This is a genomic window from Streptomyces sp. NBC_01288 (genome assembly GCF_035982055.1).
Lineage (GTDB): Bacteria > Actinomycetota > Actinomycetes > Streptomycetales > Streptomycetaceae > Streptomyces.
The window spans coordinates 8,275,652-8,300,210 of record NZ_CP108427.1 but is presented as its reverse complement, the minus strand read 5'-3'; the positions used below and the strand labels follow the sequence as shown (position 1 = coordinate 8,300,210).

Genomic DNA, 24,559 nt, shown 5'->3' with positions numbered 1-24,559 from the left:
ACTCTAGCCCCATCAGCCCCGGTCAGCGACCTCATTCGAACATGCAAACGATTCCTTGGGGAGGTGTGCGGTGGCCGAAACAGACACCACTCCGTCAGCTCCCCGCCCAGGCCGGGCAGTTGGCGGAGAAATACTTTCCGAACACACGTACGACATCCGTTCGGCCCCTTCCCGCCTGCGTGAAGACCCCGCCGCCGAGACCGTGGGGACATGACAGAGACCCCGGGTGCCGGTACGTCCCGTACGTCCTTCTTCGGTGAGGTGAAGGACGCGGTCACCCTGCGGGCCGGCCTGCTCGTCGTCGGTGTGGTCGCGCTTCAGCTGCTCTTCATCGCCTCCTACGTAGGGGCGCTGCACAATCCGAAGCCCCGGGATGTGTCTTTCGGGGTCGTCGCCCCGCAGGTCACGGCCGAGCAGACGGTGGCCCGGCTGAAGCGGCTGCCCGGCTCACCGCTCGACCCGCGCGCGGTGTCCGACGCGGCGACCGCGCGGAGGCAGATCCTGGACCGTGACATCGACGGCGCCCTCGTCATCGACCCGCGCGGCACCACGGACACGCTCCTGGTCGCCACCGGCGGCGGCACCGTCCTCGCGACCACCCTGGAGACCATCACCGCCACCCTGGAGAGGACCGAGCAGCGCACGGTCCGGACGGTGGACGTGGCGCCGGCCTCGTCCCAGGACTTCGACGGGCTGTCGTCGTTCTACCTGGTCGTCGGCTGGTGTGTCGGCGGCTATCTGTGCGCCTCGATCCTGGCGATCAGCACCGGCGCCCGGCCCGCCAACCCGCGCCGCGCGGTGATCCGGCTGGTCACCATGGCGCTGGTCGCGATCGTCGGTGGTCTCGGCGGCGCGGTGATCGTCGGGCCGGTCCTGGGCGCGCTGCCGGGCAGTGTCATGGCGTTCTGGGGGCTCGGCGCGCTGATCACGTTCGCCGTGGGAGCGGCGACCCTGGCCCTCCAGGGGGTCTTCGGGGTCGTGGGCATCGGTCTCGCGATCCTGCTGGTGGTGATCGCGGGCAACCCGAGCGCGGGCGGTGCCTTCCCGCTGCCGCTGCTGCCGCCGTTCTGGAACGCGATCGGGCCCGCCCTGCCACCGGGCGCCGGCACCTGGGTGGCGCGCTCGATCGCCTACTTCAAGGGCAGCGCCGTCACCGGCCCGCTGCTCGTCCTGTCGGCCTGGGCACTCGCCGGGATCGTGGTCACCCTGCTGGCGGCGACGCTGCGCCGGAAGCACGAGGACCTCCTGGACCGACCGGGACTGTCAGACCCGTCTGCAACCCTGGACGCATGATCAGCACCCTCGCCGTCGAGAACTACCGCTCCCTGCGCCGCCTGATCGTCCCGCTGACGCGACTGAACGTGATCACGGGGGCGAACGGCACGGGCAAGTCGAGCCTCTACCGCTCGCTGCGCCTGCTCGCCGCGTCCGCGCGCGGCGGCGCCGTCGCCGCGCTCGCCCAGGAGGGCGGGCTGCCGTCGGTCCTGTGGGCGGGCCCGGAGAAGATCGGCCGCGCGGTGCGCGAGGGCAGACATCCCGTGCAGGGCACGGTCCGCTCGGGCCCGGTCAGTCTGCAACTGGGCTTCGCGGGCGACGAGTTCGGGTACGCGATCGACTTCGGGCACCCCAGCCCGTCCCCGGGGACCGACCGCGTGGCGTCCATGTTCAACCTCGACCCGGAGATCAAACGCGAGTCCATCTGGAGCGGCCCCGTCCTGCGCCCGGCCTCGGTGCTCTCCGACCGCGCGGGAGCCGCCGTCAAGCTGCGCGGCGCGGGCGGCGGCTGGTCCCGCGCCCACGGCACCCTGCGCCCGTACGACAGCATGCTCGGCGAACTGGCCGACCCCCAGCACGCACCCGACGTCCTGGCGGTACGGGAGTTCATCAGGTCCTGGCGGTTCTACGACCATGTCCGCACCGACGCGGACGCGCCGGCCCGCGCTGCCCAGATCGGCACGCGCACACCCGTGCTCAGCGGTGACGGCTCCGATCTGGCCGCCGCCCTGCAGACGATCCGCGAGGTCGGCGACGCCGAGGCGCTGGACACGGCCGTGGACGCGGCCTTCCCCGGCAGCCAGGTCCACATCGCCGACCTCGGCGGCCGTTTCCAACTCGCCCTGCGCCAGCACGGGTTGCTGCGCGCGCTCACCGCCGCCGAGCTGTCGGACGGCACCCTGCGCTATCTCCTGTGGGCGGCGGCCCTGTTGACGCCCCGGCCCCCGTCGCTGCTCGTGCTGAACGAGCCGGAGACGAGCCTCCACCCGGACCTGATCCCGCCGCTCGCCGATCTGATCCTCACCGCCACCAAGGACACCCAGATCGTCGTGGTCACCCACGCCCGACCGCTCGCGGACGCCCTCCAGAAGGGCGCGATACGGCACCGTCTCGACGTCAACTCCATAGAGCTGGTGAAGGAGTTCGGGCAGACGACGGTGGCGGGCCGCGAGGGCCCGCTCGACGAACCGCTGTGGTACTGGCCCACGCGCTGAGCCCAACCCCCGGTCCGTGCGCGAAAGTCCCGCCCCCTCACGCGCGGGGACGGGACTTCACGGTGCCGTACGGGCAGGTCAGCCGATCTGCGCCCCGAACGTCGACAGTGCCTCGGTGACCGGCTGGAAGAAGGTCTCGCCGCCCGAGGTGCAGTCGCCGCTGCCGCCGGAGGTGAGGCCGATCGCCGCGTCGCCGTCGAACAGCGAGCCGCCGCTGTCACCGGGCTCGGCGCAGACGTCGGTCTGGATCAGGCCGTTGACGATGTCGCCGTTGCCGTAGTTCACGGTGGCGTCCAGGCCGGTGACCGTGCCGGTGTGCACCTGGGTCGTCGAGCCGCTGCGGGTCACCTTCTCGCCGACGGTGGCGTCGGCGGCGTGGGTGATGGTCTGCGAGGAGCCGTTGTAGAGGTCGACCGCGCTCGGGTGGGCGACGTCCGAGGTGTACTTGACCAGGCCGAAGTCGTTGTCCGGGAAGCTGGACTGCTCGTTCGTGCCGATCTGGTTGCCGCTGGAGTCGGACCAGGTGGAGATGGCCTCGGTGCAGTGCCCGGCGGTGATGAAGTACGGCGCGCCGCCCTTGACCACGTTGAAGCCGAGCGAACACCGCCCGCCCGAGCCGGAGATGGCGTCGCCACCTGCGATGAAGGGCTTGAACTCCCCCTTGGTGCGCTGGAGTTCGGCCTTGCCGCCGAGCCCGTCGACGACCTTGCCGAGCTTGGTCCACTCGGCGTCGGAGACCGTGCGGTCCGCGGTGACGACGACCTTGTTGGTGGTCGGGTCGGTCGCCCACGAGGTGCCGGGGATGGTCGCGTCCTGCTTGAGGGTCGTACGGGCGCTCGTCAGCTCGGCGAGGGAGTTCTCGACGATTCTCGCCTTGGCGCCGGCCGCCTCGACGGTGTCGGCGGCCGTCCGGTCGAGCACGTTGACCACGAGGCTCTTGGTCTTCGCGTCGTAGAACGTGCCGGCCGCGTCGGTGCCGAGGTTCTCGCCGAGCGTCGAGGCGAGCTTTCCGGCCGCGAGGGCCGAGAGGGTGTGGGGTGCGGCCGCCCGCGTGGTCTCGCTGGCGTTCGCACTCTGCAAGGTGACTCCCGCGACGACAAGTGCGGCTATGCCCGCGCCTGCCACGGCCACCCGTCGCCTGGGTATGCGTCGGTGCTTCAACTCGTGTCCTCCTGTGGGGGGTCGGCCCGCCAGGTTATGGGGACCCGACCGGCCGAAAGGTAGGTTGACGAGCGCCTACTCTTCCTAATCGCACAGGGAGCGCACAAGGTCGACTTCAGGTCGTGCGCGTAAAGCGGTTGCACGCCCCCTCGCTTTGAATGTTCACGGTCATCCCAGGCCGTTCGCACTGCAAACACTGGGTGCGAGCACCGCTCATCAGCCAGTGAGGTCTAGTCCTGTCTTGAAATCGCTCCACCGGAGTCCGGATCCGACTGGGGCTCGGCGGGCGGAAGTTGCTCCTGCACCGGTTGCGGCGCCACAGCGGCAACCGGCGCCGCGGGAGCAACGGGCGCTGCGGGCGCGGCAGGTGCGGCCGGAGCCGGTGCCGCTCGCTCCAGGAACCGCAGCAGCTCGACCGGGAACGGCAGCACGAGCGTCGAGTTCTTCTCGGCCGCGACCGCCACCACCGTTTGCAGCAGCCGGAGTTGGAGTGCGGCAGGCTGTTCGGACATCACCCCGGCGGCCTCCGCCAGCTTCTTCGAGGCCTGCAACTCGGCGTCCGCGTTGATGATCCGGGCCCGCCGCTCACGGTCGGCCTCGGCCTGCCGGGCCATCGAGCGCTTCATCGTCTCCGGCAACGACACGTCCTTGATCTCGACCCGGTCGATCTGCACGCCCCAGCCGACGGACGGGCTGTCGATCATCAACTCCAGGCCCTGGTTGAGCTTTTCGCGGTTGGAGAGCAGATCGTCGAGGTCGCTCTTGCCGATGATCGACCGCAGCGAGGTCTGCGCCATCTGCGAGACGGCGAACCGGTAGTCCTCGACCTGCACCAACGCGTCCGCCGCGTCGATGACCTTGAAATAGACGACCGCGTCCACCCGGACCGTCACGTTGTCGCGGGTGATGCCCTCCTGCGCGGGCACGGGCATCGTCACGATCTGCATGTTGACCTTGCGGAGCTTGTCCACGAACGGGACGACCATCGTGAAGCCGGCCCCGCGCACTTCGGGCCGCAGTCTGCCGAGCCGGAACACCACGCCCCGCTCGTACTGTTTGACGACCCGCGCGGCCGCCATCGTGTACACCACTCCGACGGACGCGAGTGTCACTCCCGCCGTCACCAGCTCCTCGACCATCACGGCCCCCCAGGGTCCGACGTGGCGCATCAGGTGCTTGCTCCGATACCACGACGGTAACTCCGTGTGCCGCACAAGAGCGAGCCCCCGCACGCGAGTTGCGTACGGGGGCTCACCCGCTACCGGCTGCAGTCCGGAGCGGAAGTGATTCAGGCGGGCGTCAGCCGACGCTCACGCCGTAGTAGCTCAGCGCCTCGGTGACCGGCTGGAAGAAGGTCGTGCCGCCGGAGGTGCAGTCGCCGCTGCCGCCCGAGGTCAGACCGTAGGCCACGGTGCCGCCGTACAGAGGACCGCCGCTGTCGCCGCCTTCGGCGCAGACGGTGGTCTGGATCATCTGGTACACGATGTCGCCGCTGCCGTAGTTGACGGTGGCGTTCAGGGCGGTGACCCGGCCGCTGTGCGTGCCCGTGGTGGAGCCACGACGGTAGACGGTCGTGCCCACGCTCGGCGTGGCCGCGCTGGAGATGGTCTGGCTGCCGACCGCGCTCGGGTGCGCGATCGAGGTGTTGGTGTACTTGACCAGCGCGAAGTCGTTGGTCGGGAAGCTGTAGCCGACGTTCGTGCCCAGCGTCGTGGTGTGCCCCGAGTTGGAGTACCAGGTGGAGGCGACCTCACCGCAGTGGCCCGCGGTCAGGAAGTAGTACGTGCTCCCGCTGTGCACGTTGAAGCCGAGCGAACAGCGGTACGCACCGCCGTAGATGGCGTCGCCACCGGTGATCAGCTTCTTGAACTGACCGGCCGTGTGCTTGATCGTGATCGCGTCGGCGGTACTGCCCGCCTGCGACTTGATCTTCGCGATCTCGGCCTGGGAGACCGTGCTGTCGACGGTGACGACGACACGGTTCGTCGTGCTGTCGACCGCCCAGGCGGTGCCCGGGACATCGGCCTTGAGCACGGACGAGTTGGCCGCGGAGAGCTGGGTCGCGCTGAACGTCCGGGCGTCACTGGCGCTCGCGGTGGGGACGGCGAACGCGGCAGCGGCGGCGAATCCGGTGGCCACGGCGATCAGCCTGGTCCGTCTCGCGATTCCGCTGCGCGGGGTGGTGCGCTTGATCCTCACGTTTCGTTCCCTCCTAGGGGAATTCGGGGGCCCGCGTGGGGTCGGGGCCCGTGAGGCGCAGTCAGGGTCGGGCGTCCGGTTTCCGAACACGCCGTGCCCCTGACAAGCGCTGTGGGGGAGTATTCGGCCGCCCGGCCGATGGGCGCAAGGGCGCCTTTCGGCCGTACGACCTTCAACTGGCCCACGATCTACGCGAGTTGATCACCCGAACGCAGTGGACCGAAATGCGGCCCGCCGCAGGTCAACGCACCGTCTGCCGAAGGACGCGCTCCCCCGCCTCGATCGCGAGGCCCAGCGTATTCCCGGGCGGCGGGAAAGGGCAGATGAAATGGTCGGCGAACGCGCACGGCGGGAGCACGGCCCGGTTGAAGTCGACCGTCGTGCGCCCCTCCGCGTCGGGCGCCGCCGGGTACAGGAACGGGAACCGGTAACTGCCGTCCCCGCCCGTGGAGTCGGCGAACACCGCCCACAACGTGCCGTCGTCCTGCACCGCCACCTGCGAGGTCACCTCCAACCCGTCGAGCCGGAAGGCGAGTTCACCCGCGACCCCGAGCCCGCGTTCGACACCGTCCGCCGTGCCGGGGTCGTAGTCGCGCACGCCCCAGACGCCCTCGCCGACCAGGACGACCGGCCGGCGCCCGCCGAGCCCGACGCGGGCCGTGCTCACCGGGCCGGTGTCCGCGCCGAGGCGGACCGAGCCGGTGAAGGGTTCCCCGTCGCGGGTCGGTCCCGTCCGTTCGTCCGCCGGCACGGTGAGAGCGCCCGCGTCGCCGTCTAGGACCCATACGCCGGGGATATCCGGAAGGTGACCGTCCGGGTAGTCCTCCAGCCAGTGCGTGCCGGTGAGGGCGAGGGGGCCATAGGGAGCAGACACGGTCTCCATCCGCCGCTCGTGTCACCCCTTCCCGGCCGGGTCGGGGAGCCCGAGATGTGAGCGCAGGGTCGTGCCCCGGTATTCCGTGCGGAACGCGCCACGTTCCTGGAGCAGCGGCACCACCCGGTCCACGAACTCGTCGAGGCCGCCGGGGGTGAGATGCGGGACGAGGATGAAGCCGTCGGCTGCGTCCTGTCGTACGAAGGTCTCCAGTTCGGCGGCGACCGCCTCCGGGGTGCCGATGAAGGACTGCCGGCCGCTCGTCTCGATCACGGTCTGCCGGATGGACAGCCCCTTCTCGCGGGACAGTGCCCGCCACTTCTCGGCCATCGCGACGGTGTCGCCGCGCCGGGTCCGCCCCTGGGTGAGCGACGAATCCGGCACCGGGTCGAAGTCGGGGAACGGGCCGTCGGGGTCGTAGGAGGAGAGGTCCGTGCCCCAGATCTGTTCCAGGGCGAGGACCGCGTTCTGCGGGGAGACCTGCTGCCGCCGGATCTCGGCTGCCCGCTCCTCCGCCTCGGCGGCGGTGTCGCCGAGGACGACGCCGACACCGGGCATGATCTTGAGATCGTCCTCGCTACGGCCGTACTTCGCGAGGCGTCCCTTCACGTCGGCGTAGAAGGCGCGGCCGTCCTCCAGCGTGCCGTGCCTGGTGAAGATGACGTCGGCGGTCCGGGCCGCGAACTCCCGGCCCTCCCCCGAGTCCCCGGCCTGGATGACGACCGGGTGCCCCTGCGGTGAGCGCGGCACGGTGAACTCGCCCGCGATGTCGAAGTGTTGACCCCGGTGGGCGAAGGGGCGGGACAGTCCGTCGGGGGTCCAGGAGTCCCACAACTCCCTTGCCACGTCGACGAATTCGGCCGCTCGGGAGTAGCGGTCCGCGCGGTCGAGGTATCCCCCGCGCCGGAAGTTCTCGCCGGTGAAGGCGTCGGAGGAGGTCACCACGTTCCAGGCGGCGCGGCCCGCGCTGAGGTGGTCCAACGTGGCGAGTCTGCGGGCGAGTTCGTACGGCTCGTTGAAGGTCGCGTTGACCGTGGCGGCCAGCCCGATCCGCTCGGTGACGGCGGCGAGCGCGTTCAGGACCGTGAGGGACTCGGGGCGGCCGACGACGTCCAAGTCGTGGATACGGCCCTTGTGTTCGCGCAGTCGCAGCCCCTCGGCGAGGAAGAAGAAGTCGAAACGGCCGCGTTCGGCGGTGCGGGCGAGATGCTCGAAGGAGGAGAAGGCGATCTGGGACTTCGACCGCGGATCGGCCCACACGGTGGTGCTGTTGACGCCGGGGAAGTGCGCGGCCAGATGGATCTGCTTGCGAGAAGGCCTCCGTACGGTCATGACGCTCCCCCGGTCACGGCGTACCGGTTGGCGGGCCGGGCCAGGCCCAGGTGCTCCCTGAGCGTGCTGCCCGGGTAGAACGTGCGGAACAGGCCCCGGTGTTGGAGCAGCGCGACCGTACCGTTGACGAGCCGCTCCAGGTCGCGGCGGGGTTCGACGGGGGTGAGGTGGAAGCCGTCGACGGTACGGTCGCCGTGCCAGCCGGCGATCAGCTCCGCGAGGTCGACGGGACCACCCCGGTACAACGGGCCGTGCGCGGTCTGCCGGGGGCCGCCCCCGCCGTGGCCCGGCTCGGCCGCGTGCTCGCCGTCGCCGAGGTCGACGACGAGGCTCGCCAGGACTCGCAGGGTGTCGGGATCGCGGCCGAACTTCTCGGCGGACGCCCGCAGTTCGGCCCGTACGGACCCGGCCTGCGCGGAACTCGCCGCGCGGACGAGGGCCACATCGGCGTACCGGGCGGCCGTCCGCCGGGCCTGGCCCTCGGTGGCGTCGACCACGCGGACCGGGTGGCCCTGCGGTGGTCTGGGCACGATCGAGGGGCCCTTGACCGAGAACTCGGAGCCCTGGAAGTCGACGTGGTGCAGCCTGTCGCGGTCGACGAAGCGGCCGGTGGCCGTGTCCCGTATCTCGGCGTCGTCCTCCCAGCTGTCCCACAACTGGGCGGCCACCTCGGCGACTTCACCGACCTCCGCCCACAACGCGTCGGCGGGCGCGGCGTGCCGGCGGCCGAAGAGGCGGGCCTCGCCCTCGGTGGTCGACACGTCGAGCCGCCAGCCGGCCCGGCCCCGGCTGACCCAGTCGAGGGTCGCGACCGCGGCCTGCACCTGGAAGGGCTCGGTGTGTGTGACGGTCACGGTGGGCACCAGACCGATCCGGCCGGTCGCCGGGGCGACACGGGACAGGACGGCGAGGGCGTCGGGTCCGGGGCGAGCGAAGGTGTCGTCGAGCGTCACGAAGTCGAGGCCGCCGCTCTCGGCGAGCCGCGCCAACTCGACGTAGGAGTCGGCGTCGTAGGCCGACCGCTGGTCGACGGCGGCGGCCAGATGCAGGCCCCGGCCGTGCGAGGAGGTCATGTGGGGAGTCCCTTTCTGCGCACGTCACAGCACCTTGGACAGGAAGGTCCGGGTGCGTTCGTGCCGGGGTCGGTCGAGTACGTCGGTCGGGGTGCCCTGCTCGACGATCCGCCCGTCGTCCATGAAGACGACGGTGTCGGCGACCTCGCGGGCGAAGCCGATCTCGTGGGTGACGACGATCATCGTGGTGCCCTGGTGGGCCAAGTCCTTGATGACGTCGAGGACTTCACCGACCAGCTCGGGGTCGAGCGCGGAGGTCGGTTCGTCGAAGAGCAGCAGTCTCGGCTCCAGGGCGAGCGCGCGGGCGATCGCGACCCGCTGCTGCTGACCGCCGGAGAGCTGTTTCGGGTAGGCGTCGGCCTTGTCGGCGAGCCCCACCCGGTCGAGGAGTCGGCGCGCGCTCTCGACTGCCGCCTTGCGGGGGCGTTTCAGCGCGGAGACCGGTGCCTCGATGATGTTGTCCAGCACGGTGAGGTGCGGGAAGAGGTTGAAGTTCTGGAACACGAACCCGATCCGGGTGCGCTGCTTCAGTACCTCGCGCTCGCGCAGTTCGTACAGCTTGTCGCCGGAGCGCCGGTAGCCGACGAGTGTGCCGTCGACGCTGATCGTGCCCTGGTCGACCTTCTCCAGGTGGTTGATGGTGCGCAGCAGCGTCGACTTGCCGGACCCGGACGGGCCCAGGATCACGGTGACTTCGCCCGCGCGCACGGCGAGGTCGATGCCCTTGAGCACGTCGAGCGACCCGAAACTCTTGTGGACGGACCTGATGTCGACCATGACGGTCATGGTGTGAATCCCTTGTACTGGCAGCGGAGTTGGCGGTCGAGGGCTACGAGGTGGCCCGACACGCGAGGTCCCGCAGGAACTCCAGTACGGCCCGGGCGGTGGCGTCGTTCTGCCGGAAGGCGGGGCCGCCGGTGCGCGGCCGGGTGAAGGCGCCGGGCGTCCGTACGTCGGTGTAGGGCCCGAGCGCGAACCGCCGGGGATGCGGCTGCCCGTCCCGGCCGAGGATCCGCCCGTCGGTCCGGTCCACCCGCAGCAGCCCTTCGGGACTCTCCACCACGGCCCCGTCGTCGTGCAGTTGACGCAGCAGCGGGTCGACGGACCGCCCGACCGTGGGCTCCGGCAGCCGCGCCTCGACCAGCGCCCGCGCCTCGATCGTCACACCCGGCACGGTCGCGCTCGACGCCCGGAACACCCCGTCCTCGGCGGCCACTGCCATGTCCGCGCCGACGAACCGCACGACGCCGGCCCGGGACAGCGCGAGCAGTTGGCGCAGCCGGGGTCCGGGCGGCCCGGAGGCGAGATAGCTGAAGAAGCCGTGCCACCAGGGCCCGACGTCCCCGAGCCGGATCAACTGCCCGTAGACGGAGAGCAGTCCGAGGAAGACGGACAGGTCGGGGCTGTTGGAGGGATCATGACGGCGACTCAGATCGCCTTCCACATAGGCCCGTAGCCCGTCCTGGAACTCCTCGTGCGACGCGTACCGCACCCCGTCCAGCGGGTGGTCGAGTGCCGCGAGGTCGAGCCGGTCGGCGGGGTCGGGCACCGCGGACGCCACGAGGGCCTCGCGGTCCGCCGCCTCCCCGGCCGCGTACTTCTCCTCGAAGTCGGTCCAGGCGATGCTCGTCCGCTCGGGGTGCACACCGAACAGCCGGTGGTAGTGCGCGAACCCCAACTCCTTCTCGATCAGGGGCCATACGTCCCGCCGGAAGTCGAATCCGCCCGGCAGCGCGAGTACCGCGTCGACCTCGGCGGGCCCGAAGAACCGTGGCAGCGGCGGCCGTTCGCCGCTCCACTCGTAACCGATCTTCGAGTGGTACGGCACTCCGCGCCGCGACCCGACGTACAGCACCGGCTCCTTGCCCGAGGGGACGTAGGTGTCGCCGTCGTAGCGCCCGCCCCTCCCCTCCGTGAGCAGCACCATCAGGTCGACGAAGGCGAGGCCGAAGCCGCGGACGAGGACGGGTTCGCCGGGGGCGAGGGCGGAGAGATCGCTGTCGGCGGTGAAGTCGGGCGGCAGGTGGACCAGGTCGTGGGCGCGCGCGTACGCCGCCAACTCACGCTGGTCCTCGTCGAGTTCGGCGTCGAGGTGGCCGAGGGCGAGGACGACGAGGTCGGCGGGGAGCGGGCTCGGGCCGCCCTCCAGCCACACCTGCTGGCGTCCGTCGCGCGGGCCGCCGATCCTGAGGGCCCGTCGCGGGTGGTGGTGGACGGTGACGCCCGGCGGGAGCGCGGCCACGGACTCCTTGTGCACCCAGCGCAGGTAGGAGCCCTGGAGTTGGCGGTCGGCGAAGGTGGTGCCCTCGATGGCTGCCCATTCGTGCAGGGTGGGGCCGGGGCGTACCGGACCGTCCATGACCACCGTCTCGTCGGTGAACATGGTGACGTCCTCGGCGTGCGAGTTCATCCACAGCAGCGGGGACTGGGCCGCGCGCCAGATGCGTCCGGCGCCCGGCGGATGGGGGTCGACGAGATGGATGTCGAGACCGCCGTCGGAGTCCGAACCGCCGTACAGCTCGGCCGCGTTGGCGGCGATGCGTTCGATGAGACCGGTCCCCCGCGGCCCGGCCCCGACGATCACAAGGGTCCGCCTGTCCGCGCTCATCGGCTGCGCTCCGAACCGCGCGCGTAGTGCTTCTCGACGTAGTACTGACCGACGCTGAGCACCGAGGTGACGACGGTGTACCAGATGGTGGCGACCATCAGCAGCGGGATCACCTGGTAGGTGCGGTGATAGATCAACTGGGCCGAGAACAGCAGGTCCTGGACGGCGATGACGCTGACGATCGAGGTGCCCTTGAGGGTGCCGATCAGCATGTTCCCCGCGGGCGGCACGATGGAGCGCATCGCCTGCGGCAGCACGATCCGCCACCAGCGGCGCCACCGGCTCAGCCCGAGTGCCTGCGCGGCCTCGACCTGGCCGCGGTCGACGGAGAGGATGCCGCCCCGGACGACCTCGGCGGCGTAGGCCGCCTCGTGCAGGGTGAGTCCGATGATCGCGACCGCGATCGGAGTGAACAGATCGACCGTCTTCACACCGAGCAACTGCGGGTACAACGCCCCGATGTTGAACCAGAGCAGCAGCTGCACCAGGATCGGGATCGACCGGAACAGCCAGACGTAGCCCCAACTGACGCCGCGCAGCACGGGGTTGGCGGACAGCCGGGCCGCCGCGAGCAGTGCGCCGAGGACGAAGCCGAGCACCATCACCACGGCCGTCAGCCACAGGGTGAGCCACAGGCCGCGCAGTACGGAGTCCGAGGTGAAGTAGTCGCCTACCACGCCCCACTGGAACGCCTTGTTGCGGACGACGGAGCTGACGGCCAGCCCGAGCAGGATCAGTACGGCGACGGCGGCCGTCCACTGGCCGAGCCGGCGCTGCGGGACGATCCGCGGGGAGTCGGCCGGCTCCGGTATGTCCGGTGCGGCGGACGCTTTGGCAAGGGTGTGGGAAGACATGCGAAGACTCCGTGACGTCGGTCGAACACGGGTAATGCCTTCACACGGAACGCCGCGTGGCGACGTACGGCCGAGCCCCTCAGCAGGGCCGTGCACCGAGGGTACGGCGCCGTTTCCCCTCGCTGTCAAGGCTGTCCATACTGTGAGCGGTACGTCTCAAGTCGGTTGACGCCCAACCGGATGCCTGTTCCACTTACCCCATGCATCCACAGCAGTGGCTGGTCAAGCGCTCCCACATCGACTTCGGTCGAGTGTGGTCTTCCTCCTGTTGAGCTGACCCACTGCACGCCCTGATCCCCGGTTCTCCCGCCTGATCGGGCGTTTCTCGCGTTCTCCCCCGCACTCTTCTTCGCCTTCACACGCGCACCCCTCACCCTCCCCTCGGGTTCTGCTCACTCTTGCTCTCAGGAGACCGCACACGATGCGTACGCCCACGCGCACCCGTTATCGGCATTTCGCACCCTTTGCCCTGATCACCTCGGCGGCCCTGCTCCTCACGGCCTGCGGTTCCGGCTCGGACGACGCGAGCGGCACCACGGCGAACGCGGCGGCGGCCAAGGCCGACAAGATCCCCACCACGGACGTCGTCTCGGCCATCCCGAAGGACGCGGCGGCGGCCGGATTGCTGCCCTCAGGCACCACGAGCCTGACCGTGGCGGTGGCCGTCGGCGGCACGCCACCCGGCACCACGTACCTGGACGACGGCAAGACGCTGACCGGCCAGGACGTCGACTTCGCGGACGCCGTGGCGAAGGTCCTCGGCATCAAGCTCAAGACGGAACAGGCCAGCTTCGAGGCGATCCTGCCGGCCCTCGACAGCGGCAAGTACGACTTCGGCGCCAGCAACTTCGGCGTGACCGACGAACGCCGCAGGACGATCGACTTCGTCACCTACATCAACGACGGCCAGGGCTTCGCCACCCGCAAGGACAGCAAGCTCGCCAAGATCACCGACATCGGGCAGCTGTGCGGCCTGAACGTCGCGACCGGCGCGGGCACCACCTTCGAGGCCACCCTTGAGGAGAACAAGAAGGTCTGCACGGACGCCGGCAAGAAGGCGTACAGCGTGCAGACCTACGGCGAGTCCGGCGCGATCTGGTCGTCCCTCCAACAGGGCCGCAGCGACATCGTGATGTCCACGATCAACGGCCTCCGCTACGCCGTCGCCCAGCAGACCGGCGTCAAGTTCCTCAACGAGTTCCACCGCCTGGACGTCGGCTTCGCCTTCAAGAAGGGCACGAAGCTGGCCCCGGCCTTCCGGGCCGCGGTGAACAAGCTCATCGCGGACGGCACGTACGACAAGATCCTCAAGAAGTGGGGAACGACGGGCTCGGCGATCGCGAAGTCGCAGATCTCGCCGCCGGAACTGAAGAACTAGGCGTACAGGGGGCCGAGTTCACGGATCGGCCCCCTCCCCTCCCCTATCGCGACAGGGCAGCCGTACGACGTCGTGGCGCGGCCCGAACCCCGATCACCCGGTCCATCAACGCGCCCAACACGTCCCGTACAGAGCCCCGTTCACGCGCGTCGCAGTCCAGCACAGGCACATCCGCACCCAGCCCCAACGCCTCCCGGACCTCGTCCACATCGAACCGCTCCGCGCCGTCGAACCGGTTCACCGCGAGGACGAACGGCGCGCCCTGCGACTCGAAGTAGTCGACCGCCGGGAAACAGTCCTCGATCCGCCGGGTGTCCACGAGGACCACCGTGCCGAGCGCGCCCTCCACCAGGTCGTCCCAGAGGAAGGAGAACCGGTCCTGCCCGGGCGTCCCGAACAGATACAGCGCGATCGTCGGGTCGAGCGTGATCCGCCCGAAGTCGAGGGCGACGGTCGTGGTGGTCTTCGCCTCGACCCCCACCAACGAGTCGACGCCTACGGAGACTTCGGTGATCGCCGCCTCCGTGTCGAGGGGTTCGATCTCCGAAATGGCCCCGATGAACGTGGTCTTGCCGACCCCGAGGCCGCCGCTGACCACGATCTTCACGGCCAGCGGCACGATCTTGTCAGAGCGCCCGGACATGGTCCCTGATCCTTTCGAGCATCGGGAGCGGCAGCTCCGCGGGTTGCCGGCAGGCGAGTTGCCCGGCGACGACGAGGTCGGAGATGAGCACCTTGGCCACTCCGAGGGGTACGCCGACCCGGTGCGCCACCTCGGCGACGGTCGTCGGCTGTTCGCACACCGCGACGATGTGGCGCCGCTCGAACGTGAGCGACGGATCCGGCACGCCGACGGCGACGACCAGCGTCTCCAGCCGCAGACCGGCCTGGAGAGGCTCGGACCGGCCGCCGGTGATGATGAACGGCCGGACGAACGTCGCGTCCTCGTCAGGTTCTACGTCCCTGGAGTGTTCACCGTTCACCGTGGCAACGCCTGCCGCAGATCGGCGATGAGCGTCGGGGTGAGCAGATCACCCGCCCGTTCCGCGAGCACCGCCATCTCGTAGCCGACGAGGCCCAGTTCACCGCTGCTGTCGGCGAGGACACCGAGACAGCTGCCGTCCTGGATCGCCGAGACGAGCAGGAAACCCCGGCCCATCTCGATCATGATGAGCTTGACCCCGTCGAAGCTGTACCGCTTGGACGCGCTGCGCGCCAGACTGCTCAACCCCGAGACGATCGCGGCGAGATGGTCGGCCTCGGTCCGTCCGAGCCCGTCCGACACGGCGATCAGCAGCCCGTCGGAGGAGACGGCGACCGCGTCCCGCACGCCGTCGGTGCTCTTGACGAAGTTGGCGAGCAGCCAGTTGAAGGTCTGCGAGTCGTGCGGGGTGTCGACAGTGGTCACTTGGCGGCACCCTCGTTCGTCTCGACGTTCTTCGCGGCACTCTTCTCGCTCTTCTGCTGCTTCTCCTTCTCGACGCTGATCCCGCCCCGCATGTGGGCGCTGCGCAGGGTGGAGAGCATCCCGGAGACCTGCTCGGGGGTCCGTTCCGGGTTGGGCGGTGTGGTGGGTGCGGGCCTGCCGGTCCGGTCGGTCTCGCTCACCGCCGCCGCGATACCGCTGCGCTGCGGCCGCTTGACCAGGCCGTTGCGGGTGCGCGCGGCGGACGAACCGCCCTTGGCGGCGACCGGGGCGACCACCGCTTCGGGCTCCGGGCTCTCCATCTTCTCCGCCTCCGCCTTCCTCGGGGCGGGCACCGCCGGCCCCTCCTCGACCTCCTTCTCCGTCAGCAGCCCCGCGGGGATCAGCACCCGGGCGACCACACCGGCCGCCGGTGCCTCGCCGAGCCGTACCTCGATGCCGCACTTGCGGGCGAGCGCGCCGACCACGAAGTGGCCCAGGAACCGGGTGGGTTCGGCCATGAAGCTGGCGGTGCCGGACAGTCGTACGTTGGCCTCGGCGAGCGCCTGGTTGTCCATGCCGAAGCCGTGGTCGACGATCGCGACCAGATAGCCGGCGCTGGTGCGCCGCCCCTCGATCTCCACGTCGGAGTCCGGCGGCGAGAAGCTCAGCGCGTTCTCCACCAACTCGGCGAGCAGGTGGGCGATCTCGACGACGACGGAGCCGGTGACGAACGCGGGCTCGATCCGGCGCAGGGTGACCCGGCGGTACTCCTCGACCTCGGACAGCGCGGCGCGCAGCACGTCGTTGACGGCCAGCGGCGTGGACCAGGGTCGGGGGCTGGACTCCCCGGCGAGCACCAGGAGGCTTTCGGCGTTGCGGCGCATACGGGTGGCCAGGTGGTCGAGTTCGAAGAGGTTGGCGAGGGTCGCGGGGTCGGCGTCCTCGTGCTCCAGCTTGTTGATGAAGCTGATCTGACGGCGCACCAGGTTCTGGTTGCGACGCCCCAGGCTCACCAGCGAGTCGGTGGCGTTGCGTCGCAACACGGCCTGCTCGGTGGCGAGTTCGAAGGCGGACCGCTGCACCCGGTCGAACGCGTCGGCCACCTCCCGTACTTCGGCCCCGGCCCGGTCAGCGAGGGCCAGCGGAGCGGGCGGCTTCGGCGCCTCCCCGGACGACCCGTCCTGTACGGCGGCCACCGCCTGCGGCAGCCGGCTGCCGGCCACCTCCCGTGCCTGCCGGGCGAGTTCGACGAGCGGTGTGGAGACGGACCGTACGCAGTCGAGGGCCAGCGCGCCGAGCGCGACGACCGTGGCGAGGGCGAGCAGCAGGAACAGCAGCAGGTCGCGCTGGGCCGAACTCTCCAACTGGGCGGCGCGGTTCTCGACATCGGTGCCGAGGGCGATCTGGACGTTCCGCATCCCGTTGATGGTGGAGGTCATCGAGTCCCACCAGGCCATGGGCGGGATCGCGCTCGCCTTCAGCTTCCCGGTGCCGTGCACCGCCTTGCTCTCGTACGCCAGCGCGCGCTCGGCGTCGGGCGTGGTCAGGGCGGTGTTCAGACGCCGTTCCTGTACGGCGGTGGCCGACCGGGGGAAGGCGTCGAGGGCGGCGAGGCGTCCGGCGCGGATCTCCATGAAGCGGCTGTAGTCGTCGCCGCGGAACTTCCCGGCGCGCACGGAGCCGAGCACGATGGCGCGCTCCTCGCCGGTGAACTCCTTGGCGTTGCCGAGGACTTGGAGTGCCTGGTAGGCGTCGCGCAGATTGCCGTCGTGGACGTCTTCGAGGCCGAGGTCGAGCCGGTCGAGGACGGTGATGGTGTTGGTGAAGTAGTCGAAGGTGTCCTTCACCACGCCGGTGGCGTCGTCGGCGTCCTTGCGGATGCCGGTGAGGCCGTCGAGCCGGCCGAGGGACTCGCGCACGGAACCGGCGGCGGAGTCCTCACGCCCCTTCAGGGCCACGTCCAGCTGTTCGCGCGCGGCGTCGGTCGCCTTGCGCTGCGCGGGCAGCTTGGCGCTGAACTGCTGGACGCCGCCGACGTATCCGGTGGTGAGCCCGCGCTCCTTCTGCAGTTCGTGCACGAGTCCCTGGAGGGTGATTTCCAGGCGGGCGTTGTCGGCGGTCGCGGAGGCGTTGCGATAGGCGGAGATCTGGTCGGCGGCCGCGATACCGAGCAGGGCGAGCAGCACCGCGAGGGCGAGGATCAGAATCCTCAGCAGTCTGGTGCGGATGCTGGTGGTCGCTTTTGTTGTGACGTCCACTGAAGTGCCTTAAGTGGGTGGCGAGTTGATCGGGTTCGATCAGGCTCGATCGGGGATCGAATCCGGGGCAGAAATGGTTCTGCTCCCGCCCAACGACACACACGGCACACCGGTCACCGGATCATGTTTTTGTTTTACCGCGCCGAAACAGGGACGGTCCGACCTCGCAGGTCGGCCGTGATCCCCAAGTGCCGCGTATACAACGGCGGTGACGACCCGTCACGGTCAACAGATCACGGCGCCCGGCATATTCAGCAGTCGCAGCACGACAGACATTCACAACATTCGCAGCATTCGCACGCGTCGCAGCACGAGCAATCACAGTCGGAGCAGCACCCCTCGCGCCGCCGCCCGGACCACGGCCCCTCGAACTCGTCGGCGCAGCACACCTTGCAGGTACAGCACAGCCCGAGGGCTACGGCGCACCCGGCCCAGAACCCGCGCCCGTCGGGCCGCGGGGGCTCACCGCCGTAGGGATTGCCGGCGTGCCGCGGATCACCCGGCAGATACGGAGTCCGCGGCGGCCCGAAGGCACCCTGCGGCTCCGGCACGCGACCATGCCCATGCTCGACCCCGCTCCCGGCCCCGTGCCCGCACGACCGCGTCCCGAAGGCCCGGTCCACCGAGCGCCCCAGTTCGTGCGCGAGCAGCAGATGCGCCAGCTTGCCGTCCGTGAACTCCGTCTCCCGCAGCACGAGCCGTATCCCGTGCAGCGCGTCGTCGGCGAGCCGGCGGGCCTCGGTGAGCGGGGTGCCGGTCGCCGTGAGGGGGTTCCAGGCGTCCGACGCGGCATCGGCTTCCTGGTCCTCCACGGCGTCCAGGAGATGCGCGAGCCGTCCGAAGAGGCGTCCGGCCTCGGCGAGGGGTACGGCGTTGCCGGGCCGTCCGGCCAGGATCGCGGTGTGCGCGAAGGCGGCCGCGGTGGCGGTCTCGGTCGGTTCGGTGACGGTCAGGATCGGCGTGCCGAGTCCGGCCAGGGACTCGATGCCGAACTGCCGCTCCACGGCGTCGACGAGCACGGCGGCGTCGAACCCGACCGCGGAACCCGTCCGCGCCCCGGCCCGCCCCCAGCTCCCGGCGACCCGCCGCGCGGCCAGCGCCACCGGCCTGCGGGCCAGCAGCCCGTCCCCGTCGGCGACATGGTCACGCACCTTGGCGGAGGCCAGCACCAGCGAGACGGCCGCCGCGAGCCGCGCCCCCTCGCCCCGCGCGACGGACGCGGTCCGCATCCCGCGCAACGGGCAGGGTCCGGCCGTACGACGCCATCCGCCGCCCGCGCGCTCGACCTGAGCCTCCGTCAGAACCGAGAGGAGCAAACCGTCGTAGTTGGTGACAACCCTCGCGAACTGCCCGTGATCCCCGCGCAGCGCGAGACACAGCCCGCACAAATGCGCCATCCACTGGGTCTTGAGGTTCTCACCGAGTCTGTGACTGCAAGGCCGGACCATTCCGAACACGACAACCCCCCGTGGCGTGAACGACATCTGACTGGGCATCCGGAGATCGATATGGCAACTGACCGGGCGTTGAGCAGCCGCTTCGTATCGACCACCTCGTTCACCCGTACGCACCAGCCGTCACCCGGACGCCGGGAAGAATCATATTTCACTCTCAGTCAGCAGCCTTGTCCAGCAACACCCTTGATACACGGGGGCCCTCGACGTATTGGCTGTGCACCAGTAGCGTCACAAACCCCCCGCGCGGCGTCTATCCACTTGGCGCGCGATCCGCATCATGGATGACCATAGGGATGCGGAAAGCAAGTAAGACCGCTGTGAGAGGAGGCGTCCATGGGATCGGTACGCAAGGCGAGTGCTTGGCTTGGACTCGTTGACGACAACGACGACGAGCGCTACTACGACGACGACTACTCCGAAGGGACCGAGCAGCCCGGGGATGCCTGGGTCACGGATCCGCGGGTGAAGGTGGCGGAGGACGTCGCCGAGGTGAAGGGCCGGCGCATCGGCACGGTCACCCCGGACAGCTTCCGCGACGCCCGCGCGATCGGCGAGCTGTTCCGGGAAGGGGTCCCGGTGATCGTGAACCTCACGGCGATGGAGGCGACCGACGCCAAGCGCGTGGTCGACTTCGCGGCGGGCCTCACCTTCGGCCTGCGCGGCACGATCGAGCGGGTCGCGAACCGTGTCTTCCTGCTGACCCCCGCCAACACGGAGATCGTCAGCGGCGACCCCGCCGTGCGCCGTGAGGACGGGTTCTTCAACCAGAGCTGAGGCAGGGCCGCTTACCGGCCCTGCCTCCCGCAGGGTTGAACAGGACTTCGGGTCTTCCTAGCGGAAGGCGTCGAGTCCGGTGAGCGCCTTGCCCAGCACGAGCTGGTGCATCTCGACGGTGCCCTCGTACGTGAGCACCGACTCCAGGTTCGTCGCGTGCCGCATCACCGGGTACTCCAGTGAGATCCCGTTGGCACCGAGGATCGTCCGCGCCGTACGACAGATCTCGATGGCCTCTCGTACGTTGTTCAGCTTGCCGAAGCTGACCTGTTCGGGACGCAGGCGCCCGGCGTCCATGCGCCGCCCCAGGTGATGGGCGAGCAGAATCCCCTTGTGCAGTTCGACCGCCATGTCGGCGAGCTTGGCCTGGGTGAGCTGGAAGCCGCCGATGGGCCGCCCGAACTGCTCCCGCGTCTTCGCGTACGCGACCGCGGACTCGAAGGAAGCGCGCGCCGCGCCCATCGCACCCCACACGATTCCGTAACGAGCGTGCGACAAACAGCCGAGCGGCCCCTTCAGTCCTACGACCTCCGGCAGCACGGCGTCGGCGGGCAACCGGACGTCGTCGAGGACGAGTTCGCTGGTGACGGATGCGCGGAGTGACCATTTGTGCTTGATCTCGGGCGCGGAGAAGCCAGCCGCGTCGGTGGGTACGACGAACCCACGGATCCCGTCGTCGGTCTGCGCCCATACGACGGCGACGCCGGCCACGGACCCGTTGGTGATCCACATCTTGCGGCCGTTGAGGACCCAGTCACCGCCGTCGCGCTTGGCGTAGGTGCGCATGGCGCCGGGGTCGGAACCGTGGTCGGGTTCGGTGAGCCCGAAGCAGCCGATGACGTCACCGGAGGCCATGCGGGGCAGCCATTCCTGCCGCTGCTCCTCGCTCCCGAAGCGATGGACGGCGTACATCGCGAGGGACCCCTGCACGGACACGAGCGACCTGATCCCGGAGTCGGCCGCCTCCAACTCCAGGCAGGCGAGCCCGTATTGGACGGCGGAAGCCCCGGCACAGCCGTACCCGTCGAGCGACATCCCGAGCGCCCCGATGCCACCGAGCTCCCGGGCGAGCTCCCGGATCCCGGGCAACTCCCCCTTCTCGTACCACTCCGCCACGTACGGCAGCACCCGGTCGGCAGCCCACGCCCGGACGGTGTCCCGGATCGCGAGGTCCTCGGGGTCGAGCAGGTCGTCGATGCCGAGGGGGTCGGCGGGGTCGAAGGGGGGCAACTTCGGGGACGCAGCCATGACAGGGCCTCCGGCATTTAAAACTATCAGCGCTAGTTAGAGGGACGGGTCGACGTTACGACGGCGGATGTCGTGCGTCCAGCGTGTCTCCTCACCCCAAAACCTTTCCCACCCGCCCGCCTGTGCGGGGCGCCAAGCAGTGAGCGTCTACCGCGGGGGCTGAGCGCCGCGGGCGGGTGCACCGACGTCCGCCCCAACCTCAAAGCTCAGCCGCCGCCAGCCCGCAGCCGCCAACGGTGAATGGGCCCCACAGGACACGGTCACTTGTTGGCACCTTGCACGGGTGGTGCGTGGGTGGGAGAACGTCTTTGGTCAGGCTGAGATGCGGGACTCCGCTACTTCCCTGGGGGCGGGGACCGTGGCCAGAGTCGCCTCGCAGTGCATGATCCGGGGCAGTCGCAGCGCCATCACCGCGCCCAGCAGCAGCAACCCCGCGCTGACGAGCAACGTGACGTGCAGGCCGTGCACGAAAGCGTGCCGGGCCGCGTCGCGCAGGGCGGCGCCACGCACCCCGCCCAGACGCCCGGCGACGTCATACGCCTCGCCCAGCGAATGCCCCGCCGAGGCCGACGCGGACGCCGGTACACCGGGAACGGACGACAGCCCGGGCGCGTACGCCGCGTTCATCACGCTGCCGAGGAGCGCGATGCCGATACCCGCGCCGAGTTGGTACGAGGTCTCACCGATCGCCGCCGCGCCACCCGCCTGCGCCGGCGGCGCCTCGCTCAGCATCGACTCGTACGCCCCGAAGAGCGTCATCTCAAGCCCGAACCCGAGCAACAGGAACCCGAAGAGCAGCAGCCCGGTGTTGTCCCGCTCGCCCATCGCGGTCAGCGTCAGCACCGAGAACGCGGTCAGACAGAACCCGAAGCACACCATCCGGCGCGGCCCGAACCGCCGGAGCATCCGCGCCCCGAACAACCCCGCCGCCATCGCCGCGAACGTCAGCGGCAGCAGCCGTAGACCCGTCTGGAGGGGCGACAGGCCGAGGACCAGTTGCAGGTACTGCGCCGCGATCAGCTCCAGGCCCACCAGTGCCAGCATCGCCAGCACGATGCAGCCGACGGACGTGCTGAACGCCGGCTTGCGGAACATCTTCAGGTCCACCAGCGGATGCGTACGGCGCCGTTGCCGTCGTACGAAAAGAACCAGCAGCACCGCGCCCACGAGGAGCGGGGCAATGGTCCATCCGCTCGCCACCGGCTCCCCGCCACCGAGCCGCTTCACGCCGAAGACGGCACCGAAGAGACCGCCCGCGGCCATGAGCGCGCCGACGATGTCCCACGGGCCGTTGCGATCACCGCGGGACTCGGGGAGGAGGAGCCGGCCGATCGGGAGGCTGATCAGCATCAGGGGGATGTTGACGAGGAAGACCGAGCCCCACCAGAAGTGCTCCAGCAGGAACCCGCCGAGCAGCGGGCCCACCGCCGCGCCGACCGCGGCCACCGCGCTCCACACACCGATCGCCACCGCCCGCTCACGCCGGTCGGGGAAGACCTGGCGGAGGATCGAGAGCGTGGCGGGCATGATCATCGCGCCGCCGACACCGAGCAGCGCCCGCGCGAGGATCAGCACCTGGGCGTCATGGGCGAGGGCGGCGAGGCCGGAGGCGACGCCGAAGAGGCCGTAGCCGAGGAGCAGGATGCGCCTGCGGCCGACGCGGTCGCCGAGGGTGCCGAAGAGGATGAGGAGCGAGGCGCAGACCAGCGGATAGACGTCGACGATCCAGAGCAGCTCTATCGCGCCGGGTTTGAGGTCCTCGGTGACGGCGGGCACCGCGACATGGAGCACGGTGGCGTCGAGCGCGACGAGGAGCAGGCTGACGCAGAGGACGACGAGGACGACCCAGCGGTTGGCACCGGCCCCGGCCGCCCGACGGCGCAGCGCTGCGGCAGCCGTGGTCGTCCCGGACATGTACTACCTCCCAGATGTTCCCTCGCGTTCGGCGGGGCTCACGGGGTGGGGACTCCCCGTGACTGCGGCCGGAGAGGAGCGGTGTCTCCGACCCGCGCAACGAAGGCGAGTGAGCCGTCAGAGTACGCGAGTTCACGCCAATGCCACGTGGCGGACCTCTCACACTCCCCGGAGAACACGTGTGGCGTACACCACTCACCCTTCCGTGGACCACGCCCCCGCCGGGCCTGCCGGTTCCGCGCCCCCTCGATAATCGGGTCCGTGAACGATCTCGCAGCACCTCTGCGCCGGGCGGCCCCGGCCCTTCTCGGGTACGCCGCCGTCCGCACCCTGGGTCTGGTGGTGCTCGCGGTGTGGAGCGCGGCGCGCGGCAAGAGCGCCCACACCTTGCTGACGGCGCGGTGGGACGCCCTCTGGTACACGCGGGTCGCCGACCTCGGTTACGGCTACGAGGTCCGCCTCCCGAACGGCGACGTCCACTCGAACCTCGCCTTCTTCCCGCTGTTGCCCTGGCTGGAAAGGTTCATGCACGCGGTGTCCCCGCTGTCGTACGCCGACGGCGGTCTCGTGGTGAGCGTGCTCGCCTCGCTGGCTGCGGCCTGGGGGATCTTCGTGGTCGTGGAGCTTGTCTACGGCCGTCGCGTGGGCGTGTGCGCCGTGCTGCTGTGGGCCGTGCTCCCGGTCGGGATCGTGCAGTCGATGGCGTACAGCGAGTCGCTCTTCACGGCGCTCGCCGCGTGGTCCCTGTACGCCGTCCTGACCGGCCGCTGGGTGACGGCGGGCGCGCTCGCGCTGCTGGCCGGGCTGACGCGGCCCGTGGGGCTCGCGGTGGTCGCGGCGGTGTGGGTCGCGGGCATCACCTCGTTCACCGCATGGGCCTCGCGGTTCAGCGGATTCGCCCCGCGCGCGGAGCCCCCTTTCGTGCAGGACCGCAGCACGGCGCCCACGCCCGGCGCGCGAATCTGGCCGCGCGCCCTCGGGATGGCGCTCGCGCCCCTGGGCGCCGCCGGGTACGTCCTGTGGGTCGGCCATCGCACCGGCAAGGGCCCGCTGGGCTATCTCGACGTGCAGGCGGGCTGGCGCAACGGTTTCGACGGGGGTGCCGCCTTCGCCCGTTTCGTCGGCGACAAGTTCACGTCGTTCCCCTCGGCCCTGGCCGGGGTGGGGCTGATCGTCGGGGTCGGGCTGGTGCTCTGGCTGTACGTCGTGGGCGTCCGGCAGGGCCAGCCGCTGCCGCTCCTGGTGTACACCGGCGTCGTCACCGCGCTCGCGCTGTGCGCGTCGAGCTACTTCGGCTCGAAACCGCGCCTGCTGATGCCCGCCTTCCCTCTGTTGCTCCCCCTCGCGCTCGCGTTGGCCCGGTTGCGTACGTCCAGGTCAGCGTGGGTGGTGGGTGGTGTCGCGGTGGCGTCGGCCGTGTACGGGGCGTTCTGGCTGAACGGTTCCGGTCCGCCATGATCCACTCATCACACCCCATGATCCACTCGTCACACTCCATGAGCGCCCGGCCAATTTCACCCCAGCATTTGGTG

21 protein-coding genes are annotated in these 24,559 nt (G+C 70.1%); 5 read left to right on the top strand and 16 right to left on the bottom strand.

The genetic code is table 11. From position 1 onward, the window contains the following. The first annotated feature begins 210 nt into the window (after nucleotides 1-210). The gene (locus OG194_RS37340) at nucleotides 211-1,293 is read left to right on the top strand and encodes a DUF3533 domain-containing protein (RefSeq protein ID WP_327405157.1); all 1,083 of its coding nucleotides are present in this window, start codon (nucleotides 211-213) and stop codon (nucleotides 1,291-1,293) included. Next, nucleotides 1,290-2,489, top strand: a complete 1,200-nt coding sequence (locus OG194_RS37335) for an AAA family ATPase (RefSeq protein ID WP_327405156.1) — start codon at nucleotides 1,290-1,292, stop codon at nucleotides 2,487-2,489. The genes OG194_RS37340 and OG194_RS37335 overlap by 4 nt, the downstream gene beginning before the upstream one ends. 78 nt (nucleotides 2,490-2,567) lie before the next feature. On the opposite strand, the gene OG194_RS37330 is transcribed toward OG194_RS37335, so the two are convergent. The 9 genes from OG194_RS37330 to OG194_RS37290 all read right to left on the bottom strand — a co-directional run bounded on the left by OG194_RS37330 (nucleotide 2,568) and on the right by OG194_RS37290 (nucleotide 12,590). After that, complete coding sequence (locus tag OG194_RS37330; RefSeq protein ID WP_327405155.1) at nucleotides 2,568-3,650, bottom strand: S1 family peptidase; 1,083 nt, start codon at nucleotides 3,648-3,650, stop codon at nucleotides 2,568-2,570. Nucleotides 3,651-3,880: 230 nt separating this feature from the next. Next, nucleotides 3,881-4,789: a slipin family protein gene (locus OG194_RS37325; RefSeq protein ID WP_327407340.1), complete on the bottom strand. Its 909-nt coding sequence runs from the start codon at nucleotides 4,787-4,789 to the stop codon at nucleotides 3,881-3,883. 160 nt (nucleotides 4,790-4,949) lie between these two features. Beyond that, nucleotides 4,950-5,849, bottom strand: coding sequence for a S1 family peptidase (locus OG194_RS37320; RefSeq protein WP_327405154.1), 900 nt, complete (start codon nucleotides 5,847-5,849; stop codon nucleotides 4,950-4,952). A 241-nt stretch (nucleotides 5,850-6,090) separates the two neighbouring features. Beyond that, complete coding sequence (locus OG194_RS37315) at nucleotides 6,091-6,732, bottom strand: DUF1684 domain-containing protein (protein ID WP_327405153.1); 642 nt, start codon at nucleotides 6,730-6,732, stop codon at nucleotides 6,091-6,093. A gap of 12 nt (nucleotides 6,733-6,744) precedes the next feature. Beyond that, a complete protein-coding gene (locus OG194_RS37310) occupies nucleotides 6,745-8,055 on the bottom strand; it encodes an NtaA/DmoA family FMN-dependent monooxygenase (protein WP_327405152.1) in 1,311 nt (436 codons plus the stop codon). After that, nucleotides 8,052-9,128 (bottom strand): LLM class flavin-dependent oxidoreductase, encoded by a 1,077-nt coding sequence (locus OG194_RS37305; protein WP_327405151.1) that lies wholly within the window; start codon nucleotides 9,126-9,128, stop codon nucleotides 8,052-8,054. Before OG194_RS37305 ends, OG194_RS37310 begins: the two co-directional genes overlap by 4 nt. Before the next feature lie 24 nt (nucleotides 9,129-9,152). After that, nucleotides 9,153-9,914, bottom strand: coding sequence for an amino acid ABC transporter ATP-binding protein (locus OG194_RS37300; RefSeq protein ID WP_327405150.1), 762 nt, complete (start codon nucleotides 9,912-9,914; stop codon nucleotides 9,153-9,155). 43 nt (nucleotides 9,915-9,957) lie between these two features. Beyond that, nucleotides 9,958-11,736 (bottom strand): FAD/NAD(P)-binding protein, encoded by a 1,779-nt coding sequence (locus tag OG194_RS37295; RefSeq protein WP_327405149.1) that lies wholly within the window; start codon nucleotides 11,734-11,736, stop codon nucleotides 9,958-9,960. Next, nucleotides 11,733-12,590, bottom strand: a complete 858-nt coding sequence (locus OG194_RS37290) for an amino acid ABC transporter permease (protein WP_327405148.1) — start codon at nucleotides 12,588-12,590, stop codon at nucleotides 11,733-11,735. Before OG194_RS37290 ends, OG194_RS37295 begins: the two co-directional genes overlap by 4 nt. 421 nt (nucleotides 12,591-13,011) lie before the next feature. Here OG194_RS37290 and OG194_RS37285 point away from each other — a divergent pair, with 421 nt between their 5' ends. Further along, complete coding sequence (locus OG194_RS37285; RefSeq protein WP_327405147.1) at nucleotides 13,012-13,968, top strand: ABC transporter substrate-binding protein; 957 nt, start codon at nucleotides 13,012-13,014, stop codon at nucleotides 13,966-13,968. A gap of 43 nt (nucleotides 13,969-14,011) precedes the next feature. On the opposite strand, the gene OG194_RS37280 is transcribed toward OG194_RS37285, so the two are convergent. The 5 genes from OG194_RS37280 to OG194_RS37260 form a co-directional block, all read right to left on the bottom strand. Continuing rightward, the gene (locus OG194_RS37280) at nucleotides 14,012-14,611 is read right to left on the bottom strand and encodes a GTP-binding protein (protein WP_327405146.1); all 600 of its coding nucleotides are present in this window, start codon (nucleotides 14,609-14,611) and stop codon (nucleotides 14,012-14,014) included. Continuing rightward, nucleotides 14,595-14,951 carry a DUF742 domain-containing protein gene (locus OG194_RS37275; protein WP_327405145.1) on the bottom strand — a complete coding sequence of 119 codons (357 nt, stop codon included), beginning with the start codon at nucleotides 14,949-14,951 and terminating at the stop codon, nucleotides 14,595-14,597. The genes OG194_RS37280 and OG194_RS37275 overlap by 17 nt, the downstream gene beginning before the upstream one ends. Continuing rightward, nucleotides 14,948-15,376, bottom strand: a complete 429-nt coding sequence (locus OG194_RS37270) for a roadblock/LC7 domain-containing protein (RefSeq protein WP_327405144.1) — start codon at nucleotides 15,374-15,376, stop codon at nucleotides 14,948-14,950. The genes OG194_RS37275 and OG194_RS37270 overlap by 4 nt, the downstream gene beginning before the upstream one ends. Then, a complete protein-coding gene (locus OG194_RS37265; protein WP_327405143.1) occupies nucleotides 15,373-17,634 on the bottom strand; it encodes a sensor histidine kinase in 2,262 nt (753 codons plus the stop codon). The genes OG194_RS37270 and OG194_RS37265 overlap by 4 nt, the downstream gene beginning before the upstream one ends. 251 nt (nucleotides 17,635-17,885) lie before the next feature. Beyond that, entirely contained in the window at nucleotides 17,886-19,091 is a 1,206-nt protein-coding gene (locus OG194_RS37260; protein WP_327405142.1) for a DUF5685 family protein, read from the bottom strand. Between the two features lie 333 nt (nucleotides 19,092-19,424). Between OG194_RS37260 and OG194_RS37255 the strand changes: the two genes are divergently transcribed. Continuing rightward, complete coding sequence (locus OG194_RS37255; protein ID WP_019059292.1) at nucleotides 19,425-19,865, top strand: cell division protein SepF; 441 nt, start codon at nucleotides 19,425-19,427, stop codon at nucleotides 19,863-19,865. Between the two features lie 57 nt (nucleotides 19,866-19,922). On the opposite strand, the gene OG194_RS37250 is transcribed toward OG194_RS37255, so the two are convergent. Together OG194_RS37250 and OG194_RS37245 are read right to left on the bottom strand one after the other, a co-directional pair. Further along, on the bottom strand, nucleotides 19,923-21,113 hold the full coding sequence (locus OG194_RS37250; protein WP_327405141.1) for an acyl-CoA dehydrogenase family protein: 1,191 nt from the start codon (nucleotides 21,111-21,113) through the stop codon (nucleotides 19,923-19,925). A gap of 312 nt (nucleotides 21,114-21,425) precedes the next feature. Further along, nucleotides 21,426-23,027 (bottom strand): MFS transporter, encoded by a 1,602-nt coding sequence (locus tag OG194_RS37245; protein WP_327405140.1) that lies wholly within the window; start codon nucleotides 23,025-23,027, stop codon nucleotides 21,426-21,428. Nucleotides 23,028-23,288: 261 nt separating this feature from the next. Between OG194_RS37245 and OG194_RS37240 the strand changes: the two genes are divergently transcribed. Continuing rightward, nucleotides 23,289-24,485 (top strand): hypothetical protein, encoded by a 1,197-nt coding sequence (locus OG194_RS37240; protein ID WP_327405139.1) that lies wholly within the window; start codon nucleotides 23,289-23,291, stop codon nucleotides 24,483-24,485. Nucleotides 24,486-24,559 lie beyond the last annotated feature (74 nt).